The 15,726-nt window shown below is 71.8% G+C and carries 14 protein-coding genes and 1 rRNA gene; 8 read left to right on the top strand and 7 right to left on the bottom strand.

What is annotated here, in order from left to right:
- The first annotated feature begins 5 nt into the window (after nt 1–5).
- Nucleotides 6–353, top strand: coding sequence for a sterol-binding protein (locus ACFWZH_RS32730; RefSeq protein WP_384439591.1), 348 nt, complete (start codon nt 6–8; stop codon nt 351–353).
- Here ACFWZH_RS32730 and ACFWZH_RS32725 read toward each other — a convergent pair.
- The 3 genes from ACFWZH_RS32725 to ACFWZH_RS32715 form a co-directional block, all read right to left on the bottom strand.
- Nucleotides 337–1,185: an ABC transporter ATP-binding protein gene (locus ACFWZH_RS32725; RefSeq protein ID WP_384439588.1), complete on the bottom strand. Its 849-nt coding sequence runs from the start codon at nt 1,183–1,185 to the stop codon at nt 337–339. The genes ACFWZH_RS32730 and ACFWZH_RS32725 overlap by 17 nt on opposite strands.
- 121 nt (nt 1,186–1,306) lie before the next feature.
- Nucleotides 1,307–2,401 (bottom strand): FecCD family ABC transporter permease, encoded by a 1,095-nt coding sequence (locus ACFWZH_RS32720; protein WP_384439585.1) that lies wholly within the window; start codon nt 2,399–2,401, stop codon nt 1,307–1,309.
- Complete coding sequence (locus tag ACFWZH_RS32715; RefSeq protein WP_384439582.1) at nt 2,398–3,378, bottom strand: FecCD family ABC transporter permease; 981 nt, start codon at nt 3,376–3,378, stop codon at nt 2,398–2,400. The genes ACFWZH_RS32720 and ACFWZH_RS32715 overlap by 4 nt, the downstream gene beginning before the upstream one ends.
- Before the next feature lie 155 nt (nt 3,379–3,533).
- Between ACFWZH_RS32715 and ACFWZH_RS32710 the strand changes: the two genes are divergently transcribed.
- Together ACFWZH_RS32710 and ACFWZH_RS32705 are read left to right on the top strand one after the other, a co-directional pair.
- Nucleotides 3,534–4,559 carry an ABC transporter substrate-binding protein gene (locus ACFWZH_RS32710; RefSeq protein WP_384439580.1) on the top strand — a complete coding sequence of 342 codons (1,026 nt, stop codon included), beginning with the start codon at nt 3,534–3,536 and terminating at the stop codon, nt 4,557–4,559.
- An 88-nt stretch (nt 4,560–4,647) separates the two neighbouring features.
- The gene (locus ACFWZH_RS32705; protein ID WP_384439577.1) at nt 4,648–5,538 is read left to right on the top strand and encodes a siderophore-interacting protein; all 891 of its coding nucleotides are present in this window, start codon (nt 4,648–4,650) and stop codon (nt 5,536–5,538) included.
- 61 nt (nt 5,539–5,599) lie between these two features.
- On the opposite strand, the gene ACFWZH_RS32700 is transcribed toward ACFWZH_RS32705, so the two are convergent.
- Nucleotides 5,600–6,625: an HAD-IIA family hydrolase gene (locus ACFWZH_RS32700; RefSeq protein WP_384439574.1), complete on the bottom strand. Its 1,026-nt coding sequence runs from the start codon at nt 6,623–6,625 to the stop codon at nt 5,600–5,602.
- A 176-nt stretch (nt 6,626–6,801) separates the two neighbouring features.
- Between ACFWZH_RS32700 and ACFWZH_RS32695 the strand changes: the two genes are divergently transcribed.
- The 5 genes from ACFWZH_RS32695 (at nt 6,802) to ACFWZH_RS32675 (ending at nt 13,485) form a co-directional block, all read left to right on the top strand.
- On the top strand, nt 6,802–8,070 hold the full coding sequence (locus tag ACFWZH_RS32695; RefSeq protein ID WP_384439571.1) for a DUF1015 family protein: 1,269 nt from the start codon (nt 6,802–6,804) through the stop codon (nt 8,068–8,070).
- A gap of 157 nt (nt 8,071–8,227) precedes the next feature.
- Nucleotides 8,228–9,769: a pyridoxal phosphate-dependent decarboxylase family protein gene (locus ACFWZH_RS32690; protein WP_384439568.1), complete on the top strand. Its 1,542-nt coding sequence runs from the start codon at nt 8,228–8,230 to the stop codon at nt 9,767–9,769.
- A 31-nt stretch (nt 9,770–9,800) separates the two neighbouring features.
- Entirely contained in the window at nt 9,801–11,120 is a 1,320-nt protein-coding gene (locus ACFWZH_RS32685) for a lysine N(6)-hydroxylase/L-ornithine N(5)-oxygenase family protein (protein WP_384439565.1), read from the top strand.
- A complete protein-coding gene (locus tag ACFWZH_RS32680; RefSeq protein ID WP_384439562.1) occupies nt 11,117–11,689 on the top strand; it encodes a GNAT family N-acetyltransferase in 573 nt (190 codons plus the stop codon). The genes ACFWZH_RS32685 and ACFWZH_RS32680 overlap by 4 nt, the downstream gene beginning before the upstream one ends.
- Nucleotides 11,686–13,485: an IucA/IucC family protein gene (locus ACFWZH_RS32675; RefSeq protein ID WP_384439560.1), complete on the top strand. Its 1,800-nt coding sequence runs from the start codon at nt 11,686–11,688 to the stop codon at nt 13,483–13,485. The genes ACFWZH_RS32680 and ACFWZH_RS32675 overlap by 4 nt, the downstream gene beginning before the upstream one ends.
- 98 nt (nt 13,486–13,583) lie before the next feature.
- On the opposite strand, the gene ACFWZH_RS32670 is transcribed toward ACFWZH_RS32675, so the two are convergent.
- The 3 genes from ACFWZH_RS32670 to rrf form a co-directional block, all read right to left on the bottom strand.
- Entirely contained in the window at nt 13,584–14,330 is a 747-nt protein-coding gene (locus ACFWZH_RS32670; protein ID WP_384439689.1) for a hypothetical protein, read from the bottom strand.
- Nucleotides 14,267–15,466, bottom strand: a complete 1,200-nt coding sequence (locus ACFWZH_RS32665) for a hypothetical protein (RefSeq protein ID WP_384439704.1) — start codon at nt 15,464–15,466, stop codon at nt 14,267–14,269. The genes ACFWZH_RS32670 and ACFWZH_RS32665 overlap by 64 nt, the downstream gene beginning before the upstream one ends.
- Nucleotides 15,467–15,633: 167 nt before the next feature.
- Nucleotides 15,634–15,726: ribosomal RNA gene (gene rrf, locus ACFWZH_RS32660) — 5S ribosomal RNA — on the bottom strand; the annotation flags it as partial.

Genomic DNA, 15,726 nt, shown 5'->3' with positions numbered 1-15,726 from the left:
TCACGATGGCAACTCTCGACCAGTGCCGTGCCGCGCTCGACCGGCTGGCCCAGAACCTGTCCTCGGCTGACGGCAACGTCCGCAGCGCCGCCGCACTCGACCGTTCGCTCAGCTGCCGCATCACGGACCTCGATGTGACGTTCCTCGGACGGCTGGCCGGCGGCACCATCCAGAACGTCACCTGCGTCCCCGGCCCGCCGCCGAACAAGGCCGAGATCCGCCTGACGATGGCGGGCGACGATCTGGTCGCGCTGGTCGACGGGCAGCTGAACTTCGCCAGGGCCTGGGGCAGCGGTCGCGTCAAGCTGGAGGCCGGCCTGCGCGACCTGCTGCGCCTCAGGACGCTGCTGTAGTCGCCGCGCTCCTGCCGGTCGCCGCCACGGCGCCGGTACGCGGCGTGCGCGGCTTGCGCGCCGCCGGCACCACCAGCGGCGTCCCGGTCTCCGGATCGTCGATGACCTGGCAGGCCAGCCCGAAGACCCGCGCCACCAGCTCCGCCGTGACGACGTCGGCCGGCGCACCCTGGGCGACGACCGCACCGTCCTTCATGGCGATGAGGTGGGTGGCGTAGCGGGCGGCGTGGTTGAGGTCGTGCAGCACCGCGACCAGCGTGCGTCCCTGCTCCTCGTGCAGCTCCGCGCACAGGTCCAGCACCTCGATCTGGTGCTGGATGTCCAGGTATGTCGTCGGCTCGTCCAGAAGGAACAGCGGCGTCTGCTGGGCGAGCGCCATCGCGATCCACACCCGCTGCCGCTGTCCGCCGGACAGCTCGTCGACATAGCGGTCGGCCAGGGCGCCGACGCCGGTCGCCGCCATCGACTCCTGGACGATCCGCTCGTCGTCGGCGGACCACTGCCGCAGCAGTCCCTGGTGCGGGTAGCGGCCGCGCGCCACCAGGTCCGCGACGGTGATGCCGTCCGGGGCGATCGAGGACTGCGGCAGCAGCCCCAGCGTCCGTGCGACCTTCTTGGCCGGGAGCGAGGAGATCGCGGAGCCGTCCAGCAGCACCGATCCGGCGGCCGGCTTGAGCATCCGCGACAGGGCGCGCAGCAGCGTGGACTTGCCGCAGGCGTTCGGGCCGACGATGACCGTGAAGGAGTGGTCGGGGATGGCGACCGAGAGGTTCTCGGCGATGACCCGCTGGTCGTAGGCGAGGGTGACGTTCTCGGCCGTGAGACGGCTCACTTCGAAACTCCTGGGGTTGTCGTGTCGCTGCTGCTGCCCGGCGGCCGCCGGTCCGGTGCCGGTGGACGCGCACCGGACCGTGGGCACCGTCTCGGGCGTGCCCTGCCCGCCCCGCCGCGCGTCATATCCGCCCCGCCCGGCGCTCCGTGGCCAGCAGCCACAGCAGATAGCCGCCGCCGAGGACGCCGGTCAGCACGCCCACCGGCAGCTGGTCGGCGCCGAAGAGCTGCTGGGAGGACCAGTCCGCCGCGACCAGCAGGACGGCGCCTATCAGGGCGGCCGGCAGCAGGTTGGGGCCGGGCGAGCGGGTGAGCCGCCGCGCCAGTTGGGGCGCGGTGAGCGCGACGAAGGAGATCGGCCCGGCCGCCGCGGTGGCGGAGGCGACGAGCACGACCGCGGCCAGCAGCACCACGACGCGGACCCGGTCGACCCGTACGCCCAGCGCGTAGGCGGCGTCGTCGCCCATCTCCAGCATCCGCAGCGGCCGCCCGTAGCAGAGCACCAGCGGCAGGCAGACGGCGCAGACGGCGGCCAGCGGCCAGACCTGGGCCCAGTCGCGCCCGCTGAGGGAACCGGTCATCCAGGTGGTGGCCTGGGTCGCCTCGACGATGTTCGCCTTGGTCATGAGGTAGAGCACCATCGCGTAGAGCATGGCGCTGGCCCCGATGCCGACGAGCACGAAGCGGTAGCCGTGGATGCCGCCCTTCCAGGCGAGCAGGAACATGGCGAGTCCGGTGACCACCCCACCGGCGACCGCACCGGCGGCGACCGCGAAGGTCCCGGCCTGGAAGTAGACGATGGCGGTCAGCGCGCCGACGGACGAGCCCTGGGCGAAGCCGAGGACGTCCGGGCTGCCCAGCGGGTTGCGCGTGACGGTCTGGAAGGCCGCCCCGGCGACCCCGAACGCGGCGCCCACCAGCAGCCCCACCAGCACCCGCGGCAGCCGCAGGTCCTGGACGATGAACTGCTGGCCGGCGTCGCCGCCGCCGGTCAGCGTGGCGACCACCTCGGCCGGTGTCATCGGGTAGTCGCCGGAGCCGATCAGCGCGATGCCGGCGGCCAGCGCGAGGGCCAGCAGCAGCAGTCCGACGACGACGGCGCGCACGTCCAGGCGCAGCGAGAGCCCGCCCTGCGTACGCACGGCCCGCACCGTCCGGACCGCCCCGGTCCCGCTTCCCTTTCCGGGACCCCGCCCGGGCTTGACGGTCGTACTCACAGCTGGGCCATCCTCCGACGCCGTACGAGATAGATGAAGACCGGGCCGCCGACGACGGCCGTGACGATGCCGACCTGCAGCTCTCCGGGCCGGGCCACGACCCGCCCGAGGACGTCCGCGCCGAGCAGCAGCACCGGCGAGAGCACCGCGGAGTACGGCAGGATCCAGCGCATGTCGGGCCCGGTGATGGCCCGTACGACATGCGGGACCATCAGGCCGACGTAGACGATCGGGCCGCAGGCGGCGGTAGCCCCGCCGCACAGCAGGGTGATGGCGAGCATCGCCAGCACCCGGGTGCGGGTCAGCCGGGCGCCGAGCGCCCGCGCCTGGTCGTCGCCGAGCGCGATCGCGTTCAGCGGCCGGGCGATCAGCAGTGCCAGGACGCCGCCGGCCGCGAGGAACGGCGCGATCTGGGTGACGGTGGGCCAGGTGGCGGCGGCCAGCGAACCCACCGTCCAAAAGCGCATCTTGTCCAGTGCCGCGGTGTCCATCAGGTTGACCGCGTTGAGGTAGCCGGTGAGGACCGCGGTCAGCGCGGTGCCGGCGAGGGCGAGGCGTACGGGGGTTGCGCCGCGGGTGCCGCCGAGGACGTACACCGCGACGGAGACGAGCGCGGCGCCGGCGAACGCGAACCACACATAGCCGACCAGTGAGGTGACACCGAGGAAGCTGATGGCGGAGACGACCGCGGCCGAGGCTCCGGCGTTGATGCCCAGAACTCCGGGGTCGGCCAGGGGATTGCGGGTCAGCGCCTGCATGACGGTGCCGGCCAGTCCGAGGGCGGCGCCGACGATCAGACCGAGCAGGGTGCGGGGCAGGCGCACATCGCGGACGACCACGTCGGTGTCGGAGCCGGAGTAGTGGAACACCCCGTGCCACACCTGGTCGAGAGGGATCTGCTTGGCGCCGATGGCGATGCCGAGGACGGTGACGACGGCCAGGACGGCGACGGAGGCGAGCAGCCCCGCGGAGCGCATGGCATTCCGTCGTCGGGGTGCCGCGGAGGCCGGAGCCGTTGTTGCTTCGGGGGGACTGTCAACCAACACGAGGGTTAGGTTAGCCTACCCTCACATTCAACTCGCAGGCCCTTCCCCCACCTAGCAGGCCCTTCCCAGAGAGAAGCACACCCACCATGAGCACCTCCCGAAGCGTAACCCTGTCCCGCCGCGGCATCCTCGCCGCGGGCGGTGCCGTCGGCATCGGCGCCCTGCTCGCCGCGTGCGGTGGAGAAAAGGGCTCGGCGGGTGCCGGCGGCGGCAAGGGCGGCCCCTGGTCCTTCACCGACGACCGCAAGCAGAAGGTCTCCCTCAAGAGCACCCCGCAGCGCATCGTCGCCTTCACCGGCACCGCGGCCGCACTGCACGACTTCGGTATCGACGACCAGATAGTCGGCGTCTTCGGGCCCACCAAGCTCAAGAACGGCAAGCCCGACCCGCAGGCCGGCGACCTCGACGTCGACAAGGTCACCATCATCGGCAACGCCTACAACCAGTTCAACGTGGAGAAGTACGCGGGACTGCGCCCCGAACTGCTGGTCACCAACATGTACGAGCCGAACGCGCTGTGGTTCGTGCCGGACACCAGCAAGGACAAGATCGCCAAGCTGGCCGAGTCCGTCGCCATCACCTCCGCCCGCGTCCCGCTCGTCAAGATCATCGAGCGCTACGCCGAGCTGGCCGAGTCGCTCGGCGCCGACCTCAAGGCCAAGAAGGTCACCGACGCCAAGGCCCGCTTCGAGAAGGCCTCCGAGGCGCTGCGCCGGGCCGCCAAGTCCCACCCGGTCAAGGTGCTCGCCTGCTCCGGCAGCCCCGACCTCTTCTACGCCTCCAACCCCGGCATCAACGCCGACCTCATGTACTACAAGTCCCTCGGCGTCGACCTGGTCGTCCCCGACCACCTGGACAAGGGCGGCTACTTCGAGAGCCTGAGCTGGGAGAACGCCGACAAGTACAAGGCCGACGTGCTCCTGCTGGACAACCGGACCGCCACCCTCCAGCCCAAGGACCTGGCAGCCAAGCCCTCCTGGGCCAAGCTCCCCGCCGTCAAGGCCGGCCAGATCACCCCCTGGTCCAGCGAGCCGCGCTTCTCCTACGCCGGCGCCGCGCCGCTGATCGAATCGCTGACCAAGGCGATCGAGGGCGCCAAGAAGGTCAACTGACATCACGCCGCGGTGGACCGGCGCCCACCGGACCCCGCGTTCCACCGCGGCCGCTCCCCACCCCACCATCGTCCCGGGAGGTTCCCGTATGACCACGACCGCCGCCCCCGCCACCGCTCCGTTCCGCTTCTTCGAGGTGCACGTCGTACGCTCCCGGCGGATCAGCCCCTCCATGGTGCGGGTCACCTTCGGCGGCGACCGGCTTCACGAGCTGGCGTCCGGCGGTCGTGACCAGCGCTTCAAGCTCTTCCTGCCGCAACCCCACCAGGACCGGCCGGTCTTCGACGACATGAGCGAGGGCTGGTACACCGCCTGGCGGGCGCAGGACCCGGCCGAGCGCCCGGTGATGCGCTCGTACACGATCCGCGAACAGCGCCCCGGCGCGGAGGAGTTCGATGTCGACTTCGCCCTGCACGGCGCCGGTCCCGAGGCCGCCGTCACGGCCGGCGGCCCGGCCTCCCGCTGGGCCGCCCGGGCCCGCCCCGGCGACCGGCTGACCGTCCTCGCCCCGGTCGTCGAGGACAACGGCGGCGTCGACTTCCGGCCGCCGGCCGGCACCGACTGGATCCTGCTCACCGGCGACGAGACCGCGCTGCCCGCGATCGCCGGCATCCTGTCATCGCTCTCCCCCGGCACCCGGGCCAAGGTCTGGATCGAGGTCGGCCACGAGGACGACCGCCAGCAGCTGCCGACCTTCGCGGACGCCGAGATCACCTGGCTGGTCGGCGACCCGGGGGCCGCGGCGCACGGCGAGCCGGTCCTGGAGGCGCTGCGCGCCGCCGAGCTGCCCGACGGCACGCCGTACGCCTGGATCGCCGGGGAGGCGGGAACCGTCAAGGCGGTGCGCCGGCACCTGGTCGGCGAGCGCGGAATCGACCGCCGGGCCGTCAAGTTCACCGGCTACTGGCGACGCGGCGCCACCGAGGAGGACCTGATCGCGGAGCTGACGGCCGGCACGGCGCCGGCCGACGAGGACTGAAGGCCGCACGGCCCGGCTCCGCGGGGACTCCTGCCACCCCGGGCGGCAGGAGTCCCCGCCCTCACATCCCGATCCGCGCCAGCGCCTTGCCGGCGTCCGCGCCGCAACTGCCGTCGCCCGCCGCCGTCCAGGCCGCCGCGCACAGCGCCCGCAGCCCGTCCAGCGGTGTACCCGCGCCCGTCACGGCGAGCGCGTCGCCGACCGCCTCGGCCCGCCAGCCGCCGCACCGGAAGCCGCCGTCCTGTGCGGTCACCTCCGGCTGGGGCGCGAGCAGCCCGCGCAGATCGGCGTCCACGTAGGACGGACGGTGCTGCGGCGGGGCGGCCAGCAGCTCGGCGGCGGTGGTGACGCCGGTGAGGACCAGCAGCGAGTCGACCCCGCCGTTGCAGGCGCCCTCGATGTCCGTGTCGAGCCGGTCGCCGACCACCAGCGGCCGCTCGGCGCCGGTCCGCAGCACCGTCTCCCGGTGCATCGGCGGCTGCGGCTTCCCCGCCACCTGCGGCGTCCCGCCCGCGGCGATCCGGACCACCTCCACCAACGCGCCGTTGCCGGGCGCGATCCCGCGCTCCTTGGGGATGGTCAGATCGGTGTTGGAGGCGAACCACGGCACCCCGCGCTGCACCGCGTACGCGGCCTCCGCCAGCCGCCCCCAGTCCAGCGTGGGGTCGTAGCCCTGCACCACCGCCGCCGGGTCCTCGTCCGCGGAGAAGACCGGCCGCAGACCGCGCTCGCGCAGCGCCACCAGCAGCCCCTCGCCCCCGATGGCCAGTACCCGCGCGCCCGCCGGCACCTGCTCGGCGATCAGCCGGGCCACCGCCTGCGCCGAGGTGATCACCTCGCCGGCGCCGGTCGGCAGGCCGAAGCCGGTCAGCTGGTCGGCGACGGCCTGCGGGGTGCGGGCCGCGTTGTTCGTCACATACGCCAGGTGCATCCCGCCGTCCCGCGCGCGTATCAGCGAATCCACGGCATGCTCGATGGCCTGTCCGCCGGCGTAGACGACACCGTCCAGATCCAGCAGCGCCGTGTCGTACGCCTCGCTCAGCGGGCGCCGGCTCCCGTCGGGCCGCTGGCGAATCTGCTCGTTCATGCCGTCTCGCTCCTCGCTTGCCATGATGGGGACGAACGTCCCACCGCGCACCGTAAGGGCGCGTTCTCCGCGTGCTCCGGGCGCACCGTCGCCCGCCCCGCGCATACCGATAGTTCCGGCCATAGCGGCCTGTCCCCCGATCTTCCCTCATCGGGCCGGCGGCATAGCATTCTTCAATGACCAGTACCGACGGCCTCCGCCTCCTCCCGTTCCGTGGACTGCGCTACGCCCCGGACCGGATCAGCAGCCTCACCGCCGTGACCTCGCCGCCCTATGACGTGGTGGTCCGGCCGGACGGCGTGCGCCATCTGGAGACCGCCGATCCGTACAACATCGTCCGGCTGATCCTCCCGCACGCCGCGGACCCCACCACCCGCCACCGGCAGGCCGCCGACACCCTGCACCGCTGGCGCGCCGAGGGCGTGCTGACGCAGGACGCCGAGCCCGCGCTGTACGTCTACGAGCAGCGCGCCGGCGAGGTGCTGCAGCGCGGGCTGATCGGCGCGCTGCGCCTGGACGGTCCGGTGCTGCCGCACGAGGACGTCATCGACGAGGTCGTCGAGGACCGGGCCGCCCTGATGCGGGCCGCGGCCGCAAACTTCGAGCCTTTGCTGCTCTCCTACCGTGGCCGGAACGCCGCGAACGGGGCCACCGCGGTCGTCGAGCGGGTGGCGGAGGGCACCCCGCTGCTCGCCACGACCACGGAGGACGGCTTCACCCACCGCCTGTGGGCGGTCACCGACCCCGCCGATCTCGCGGCCATCGACGACGATCTCGCCCGCCGGCAGGCCCTGATCGCCGACGGCCACCACCGCTGGGCGACCTACCAGCGGCTGTACCAGCAGCGGCCCGGGGCCGGCCCCGCCTCGCCCTGGGCGTCGGGGCTGGTGCTGCTGGTCGACACCACCCGCTATCCGCTGCAGGTCCGCGCGATCCATCGCGTGCTGCCGCACCTGCCGCCCGCCAAGGCGCTGGCGGACCTGGCCGGCGCCTTCCGCACCCGTACGCTCCCGGGCGAGCTGCCCGCCGCCCTGGCGGCCCTGGACGAGACGCCCGGCACCGCCTTCGTCCTGGCGGGCGGGCGGCACTCCTTCCACCTCCTGGACCGCCCCGACCCCGAGCTGCTGGACCGCGCGATCCGCCGGGACCGGCCGGAGGCCTGGCGGAAGCTGGACGCGACCGTGCTGCACTCGGTCCTGCTGGACGAGGTCTGGCACGTCCCCGACCACCCGTCCGACATCGGGTATCTGCACCACGCCGAGGCCGCCGTCGAGCAGGCCGCCCGGCACGGCGGCTCGGCCGTCCTGATGCGCGCCACATCGGAGGAGACGGTCCGTCAACTCGCCGAGTGCGGTGTGACGATGCCGCGCAAGTCCACCTCCTTCGGGCCCAAGCCCGCCACCGGTCTGGTCCTGCGCACCCTGGACGAGTCCGACACCAACTGAATCCCGGCGTCCGCCCGCCCGCGGCACCTGTGACCAGCCCCGAGACGTAGTTAGGTTAGGCTTACCTCACTACGTCTCGGGCGGGTCTCCCTGCCCCTGCGCACACACCCCACCCTGCGCAGGACGTGGTCAAGTCCGCACCAGGGAGGACCGCTCCATGAGTCTCCTCGCGCACTCCGCCGAGGACCCGGCCGACAGCCGGACGTATCTGCTCAACAACGCCACGGCCCACCGCTACCACAGCGCCGTCACCGAGAGCGTCACGCGGATCAGCGCCAAAATCGCCGGCACCGCCCGCCCGTTCACCGGCATCTCCGTCGACGGCCTCGCACCCACGGTCGCCGGCGTCGACCTCGACACCCCGCTGCACGACCCGGCCGCCGCGCTCGACGAACTCGAGGAGGTCTACCTCCGCGACGCCGTCTACTTCCACCATCCGCGCTATCTCGCGCACCTCAACTGCCCCGTGGTGATCCCCGCCCTCGTCGGCGAGGCCGTGCTCTCCGCCGTCAACTCCTCCCTGGACACCTGGGACCAGAGCGCCGGCGGCACCCTCATCGAGCGCCGGCTGATCGACTGGACGGCCGACCGGATCGGCCTCGGCGAGCAGGCCGACGGCATCTTCACCAGCGGCGGCAGCCAGTCCAACCTCCAGGCCATGCTGCTCGCCCGCGACGAGGCCTGCCGCCGGGAGCTGACCCGCGACGGCTCCCCGGCCCAGGGGGGCCCGGCCCGGCTCACCGACGTACTGCCCCGGCTGCGCATCCTCACCTCCGAGTGCAGCCACTTCAGCATCCGCAAGGCCGCCACCCTGCTCGGCCTGGGCGCGGAAGCCGTCATCAGCGTCCCGGCCGACGCGGACAAGCGGATGCGCACCACCGACCTGGCCGACGAGCTGGCCCGCTGCCGGCGCGACGGCCTGATACCCATGGCCGTCGTCGCCACCGCCGGCACCACCGACTTCGGCTCCATCGATCCGCTCCCCGAGATCGCCGAGCTGTGCGACCGCTACGGCGCGTGGATGCACGTCGACGCCGCCTACGGCTGCGGTCTGCTGGTCTCCCGCCGCCGCGAGCTGCTCAACGGCATCGAACGCGCCGACTCGGTGACCGTCGACTACCACAAGTCCTTCTTCCAGCCGGTCAGTTCGAGCGCCGTCCTGGTCCGCGACCGCACGACCCTGCGCCATGTCACCTACCACGCGGACTACCTCAACCCGCGCCGGATGACCGAGCAGCGCATCCCCAACCAGGTCGACAAGTCGATCCAGACCACCCGCCGCTTCGACGCCCTGAAACTCTGGCTCACCCTGCGCATCATGGGCGCCCGGTCCCTCGGCGAGCTCTTCGACGAGGTCATCGACCGCGCCGCGGACGCCTGGAAACTCCTCCACGACGACCCCCGCTTCGAAGTCGTCGTCGAGCCCCAGCTCAGCACCCTGGTCTTCCGCTACCTCCCCGGCACCGACCAGGACCCCGAGCTGGCCGACCGGGTCAATCTGCACGCCCGGGACGCCCTGTTCGCCTCCGGCGACGCGATCGTCGCGGGCACCAAGGTCGACGGACGCCACTACCTCAAGTTCACCCTGCTCAACCCGGAGACCACGCTCGACGACATCGCCACCGTCCTCGACCTGATCGCCGAGCACGCCGGCAGCTTCCTCACCGAGCAGCCCCAGCCGGCGCTCAGCGCGCGCTGACCTCCCAAGCCGACCCCCTCGGAGCCCTCCTGTGTCCGCCCCTTACGACTTCATCGCCATCGGCCTCGGCCCCTTCAACCTGGGCCTGGCCTGCCTGACCGAGCCCATCGACGGACTCGACGGCCTGTTCCTGGACAACAAGGCGTCCTTCGAATGGCACCCCGGCATGATGCTCGACAGCAGCCACCTCCAGGTGCCCTTCATGGCCGACCTGGTCACCCTCGCCGACCCCACCTCGCCCTTCTCGTTCCTGAACTACCTCAAGGAATCGGGGCGGATCTACCCGTTCTACATCCGCGAGAGCTTCTATCCGCTGCGCGCCGAGTTCAACGACTACTGCCGCTGGGCCGCCGGCAAACTCGACTCCATCCGCTTCGCCCACCAGGTCACCACAGTCGAGTACGACGCCCGCGAAGAGCTGTACGTCGTCCACGCCGAGCACCTGCCCACCGGCGAACGCACCACCCACCGCGCCCGCAAACTCGTCCTGGGCACCGGCACCCCGCCGCACATCCCCGAGGCCTGCCAGGGCCTGGGCGGCGATCTGCTGCACAACGCCGACTACCTGGACGCCAAGGCCGCCCTCCAGGCCAAGGACTCCATCACCCTCGTCGGCAGCGGCCAGAGCGCCGCCGAGATCTACTTCGACCTCCTCCAGGACATCGACAGCCACGGCTACCACCTGACCTGGGCCACCCGCTCCCCGCGCTTCTTCCCGCTCGAATACACCAAACTCACGCTGGAGATGACCTCCCCCGAGTACGTGGACTACTTCCACGCCCTCCCCCAGGCCACCCGCGACCGCCTCAACGCCACCCAGAAACACCTCTACAAGGGCATCGACTCCGCCCTGATCAACGACATCTTCGATCTGCTCTACCAGAAGAACCTCGCCGGCCCGGTCCCCACCCGCCTGCTGACCAACACCGCCCTGAACCACGCGAGTTACGACGAGACCACCGGCACCTACACCCTGGGCCTGCACCAGGAGGAGCAGGGCACCGGCTTCGTCCTCGACACCCAGGGGCTGATCCTCGCCACCGGCTACCGCTACCGCGTACCGGACTTCCTCACCCCGGTCCGCGACCGGATCGCCTGGGACGACGCCGGCCGCTACGACGTGGCCCGCAACTACAGCATCGACACCACCGGCCACGGCATCTTCGTGCAGAACGCCGAGCTGCACACGCACGGCTTCGTCACGCCCGACCTCGGCATGGCCGCGTACCGCAACTCGTGCATCGTCCGCGAGCTGCTCGGCCGCGAGTACTACCCGGTCGAAAAGGCCATCGCCTTCCAGGAGTTCGCCGCCCCGGCCGGCCCGCACCACCCCATGGAGATCCCCGCATGAGCGAGGCCCCCGCCTTCACCCGCACCGACCCCGCACTGGGGGAGTTCTCACTGCGCCCGGTCGACCCGGCCGCCGACGCCGAGCTGCTGCACGGCTGGGTCACCCACCCCAAAGCCGTCTTCTGGCTCATGCAGGACTGCGATCTGACGGACGTCGAGAAGGAGTTCGCGCGGATCGCCGCCGACCCCTTCCACGACGCCTTCCTCGGCCTGCACAACGGCACCCCGGCCTTCCTGATGGAGCGCTACGACCCTGCCCACCGCGAACTGGTCGGCATCCACGCCGCCCGGCCCGGCGACGTCGGCATGCACTTCCTCACCGCCCCCACCGCCACCCCCCTGCACGGCTTCACCCTCGCCGTGCTCACCACCGTCATGGAGATGCTCTTCGCCGACCCGGCCACCCGCCGCGTCGTCGTCGAGCCGGACACCCGCAACACCGCCGTCCACGCCCTCAACAAGGCCGTCGGATTCGAGGTCCAGCGCACCGTCTCGCTCCCCTCCAAAGACGCCTGCCTCAGCACCTGCACCCGCGACCAGTTCCTGGCCGCCCAAGGAGACCACCGATGACCGCCGGCACCCGGCCGACCGCCCAGGACGCCGTCGCCCACCTCACCCCCGCGCTGTGGGCCCGCGCCAACCGCCTGCTGATACGCAAGGCCCTCGCCGAGTTCGCCCACGAACGGCTGCTCACCCCCAGGCGCCTGCCCCACGACGGCCACTACGCCCTGCGCAGCGACGACGGCACCACCGAATACCGCTTCGCCGCCCGCAGACAGGCGCTCGACCACTGGCAGATCGACCCCGACAGCATCACCCGCCACCGCGACCACGACGAACTCCCCCTCGACGCCGTGGAGTTCTTCATCGAACACCGCGACGCCCTGGGACTCGGCGCCCAGATCCTCCCGGTCTACCTGGAGGAGATCAGCTCCACCCTCTCCGGCACCGCCTACAAGCTCGCCGCCGACCAGCCCACCGCCACCGAACTCGCCACGGCCGGCTTCCAGGCCGTCGAGACCGGCATGACCGAGGGCCACCCCTGCTTCGTCGCCAACAACGGCCGCCTCGGCTTCGGCATCCACGAGTACCACGCCTACGCCCCCGAGGCCGCGGCCCCCGTCCGGCTGATCTGGCTCGCCGCCCGCCGCGACCACGCCACCTTCACCGCGGGCGCCGGCCTCGACTACGACTCACTGGTGCGCGACGAACTCGACGCCACCACCCGCGACCGCTTCCACACCACCCTCACCACCCTGGGCCTCGACCCGGACGACTACTACCTCTTCCCCACCCACCCCTGGCAGTGGTGGAACAAACTGTCCGTCACCTTCGCCGCGGAGGTCGCCCAGCAGCGCCTGGTCTGCCTGGGCCCCGGCGACGACGACTACCTCGCCCAGCAGTCCATCCGTACCTTCTTCAACACCACCGAGCCCACCAGGCACTACGTCAAGACGGCGCTCTCGGTCCTCAACATGGGCTTCATGCGCGGCCTGTCCGCCTCGTACATGGAGGCCACCCCGGCCATCAACGACTGGCTGGCCCGCCTGATCTCCGCCGACGACACCCTCCGGGCCGCCCGCTTCTCGATCATCCGCGAGCGCGCCGCGATCGGCTACCACCACCGCCAGTACGAGGCGGCCACCCACAAGGGCTCCCCGTACCTGAAGATGCTCGCCGCCCTGTGGCGCGAGAGCCCCGTCCCCACCCTGGAACCGGGCCAGCGCCTGGCCACCATGGCCTCCCTGCTCCACACCGACCAGGGTGGCGCCTCCTTCGCCGCCGCCCTGATCAAGGAATCCGGCCTGGAGCCCGCCGTCTGGCTCCGCCGCTACCTCGACGCGTACCTGACCCCCGTCCTGCACGCCTTCTACGCCTACGACCTGGTCTTCATGCCGCACGGCGAGAACGCCATCCTGGTCGTCGAGGACGGCGCGGTGGCCCGCGTCATCTTCAAGGACATCGCCGAAGAGATCGCCGTCATGGACCCCGACGCGGTCCTGCCCCCCACCGTCGAACGCATCCGCGCCGACGTCCCCGAGGACAAGAAGCTCCTGTCGGTCTTCACCGACGTCTTCGACTGCTTCTTCCGCTTCCTCAGCGGCACCCTCGACGACCTCGGCGTCCTCGACGAGGAGACCTTCTGGCGCACGGTCGCCGGATGCGTCACCGACTACCAGACGTCGCACCCGCACCTCGCCGACAAGTTCGACCGGTACGACATGTTCGCCGAGGAGTTCGCCCTGTCCTGCCTCAACCGCCTCCAGCTGCGCAACAACCAGGAGATGGTCGACCTGCAGGACCCCGCCGGCGCCCTCCAGCTGATCGGCACCCTCCGCAACCCCATCGCCCCCTACGCCCCCTGACCCTCCCCGAACACGCCGAAGGGCGGGACCCCACCGGGATCCCGCCCTTCGTCTTCGCTCACACGGCCCGAGCCCGCATCGGCCCGGCCCCCGCCGGCTCAGCCCTTGTCGGGCCGCTCACCGGAGTCCGCCCCGGCGTCGTCGCTCTGCTCCGCCTCGCCGGACTCCTCCAGCACGTCGGTGAACTCCACCCCGTCCAGCTCGGCGAGCCGGTCCGAGGCGTCCGTCGTGCCGCCCTGATCGGCCTCCAGCGCCTTGGCGAACCAGTCACGCGCCTCGTCCTCGCGCCCGACCTCCAGCAGCGCGTCCGCGTACGCGTACCGCAGCCGCGCGGTCCACGGGTGGACGGCGCTCGACGCCAGCTCCGGGCTCTGCAGCGTCACCACCGCGGCGTCCGCCTGCCCCATGTCCTTGCGGGCACCCGCCGCGACCAGCCGCATCTCGACCTGCCCGGCCCGGTCCAGCTTCTGCACCTCGGGCTCACCGGCCATCGCCAGCGCCTTCTCCGGACGGCCCATACCGCGCTCGCAGTCCGCCATGACCGGCCACAGGTCGACACCGCCGGTCATCCGCCGCGCCGCCCGGAACTCCGCCAGCGCCTCGCTGTACTTGCCGACCGCGTACGCCGCGAAGCCCGCGGCCTCACGCACCGCCGCGACCCGGGAGGCCAGCCGCAGCGCCACCCGCGAGTACCCGTAGGCCTGCTCCGGGTCCTCGTCCAGCAGCTTCGCGACCATCACCAGGTTCTTGGCGACGTCGTCGGCGAGCGTCTTCGGCAGGCTCAGCAGCTCCTGCCGCACATCCTTGTCGATCTCGTCACCGGTGACGTCCTCCGGAATCGGCAGCCGCTTGATCGGCTCCCGGTCCCGGTCCCGCCGCTCGTCACGACGGTCGTCCCGGCCACGGCCGGCGCCGTACGGCCGACGCCCACCGCGCTCGTCATCCCTGCGGAACCCGCCCCGGTCGTCCCGCCGGAACCCACCACGGTCGCCACCGCGGTCGTCCCGACGGAACCCACCACGGTCGCCGCCCCGGTCGTCCCGCCGCTCATCACGCCGGTCGTCCCGACGGAACGAAGGACGGTCACCACCGCGGTCATCACGCCGCTCATCACGGCGGTCATCACGGCGGTCATCACGCCGGAACCCACCGCGGTCGCCGCCACGGTCGTCACGCCGGTCGTCCCGACGGAACCCGCCGCGGTCACCACCGGACGAGCGGTCATCCCGACGGAAGCCCGGACGATCCCCGCCCCGGTCGTCACGCCGGAACCCACCACGGTCGCCACCGCGGTCGTCCCGACGGAACCCGCCGCGGTCACCGCCACGGTCATCCCGACGCTCATCACGCCGGTCGTCCCGACGGAACGAAGGACGGTCGCCACCGCGGTCATCACGCCGCTCATCCCGACGATCGTCCCGACGGAAACCACCGCGGTCCCCACCACGATCGTCCCGACGCTCGTCACGCCGGAACCCGGGACGGTCCCCGCCACGCTCGCCACCGCGGAACCCACCGCGGTCGTCACGCCGGAACCCACCACGGTCGCCCCCGCGGTCATCACGACGATCGTCCCGACGGAACCCGCCACGGTCACCACCACGATCGTCCCGACGCTCGTCACGCCGGTCATCACGACGGAAGCCACCGCGGTCACCACCGGACGAGCGGTCGTCACGACGGAATCCCGGACGGTCCCCGCCGCGCTCCTCGCGCCGGAACCCGCCACCACGCTCATCGTCACGACGCGGGCCACGCGGCCGGTCGTCGCGACGGTCGCCACCACGGAAACCCCCGCGGTCGCCGCCGGCGGGACGGTCATCGCGGCGGAACCCACCGCGCCCGCCACCACGCTCGTCACGGCGGAAGCCGCCGCGCTCACCGCGGTCGCCGTCGCGGCTGTCGCGACGCGGCCCCCGGTCATCACGCCGGAAACCACCGCGGTCACCGTCGTCGCGCCGCTGCGGGCGGCGCTCCCCACGGTCGTCGGAAGAGTTGGTGGACATCGACGTGACTCCTGTCTTCGGTACTGCATTCATTCTCGCGCACCGACCAGTTCGGCGCGCTTCGGGCTGTACTTGTTTCAAAACAGCAAAAAGGACCCTTGGTCCCAGCATGAACGCTGGGACCAAGGGTCCTTGAAATATTGTTCGGCGGCGTCCTACTCTCCCACAGGGTCCCCCCTGCAGTACCATCGGCGCTGAAAGGCTTAGCTTCCGGGTTCGGAATGTAACCGGGCGT

The sequence above is a fragment of the Streptomyces sp. NPDC059008 genome, from assembly GCF_042749045.1.
GTDB lineage: Bacteria > Actinomycetota > Actinomycetes > Streptomycetales > Streptomycetaceae > Streptomyces.
This window is presented reverse-complemented; position numbering and strand designations above follow the sequence as displayed.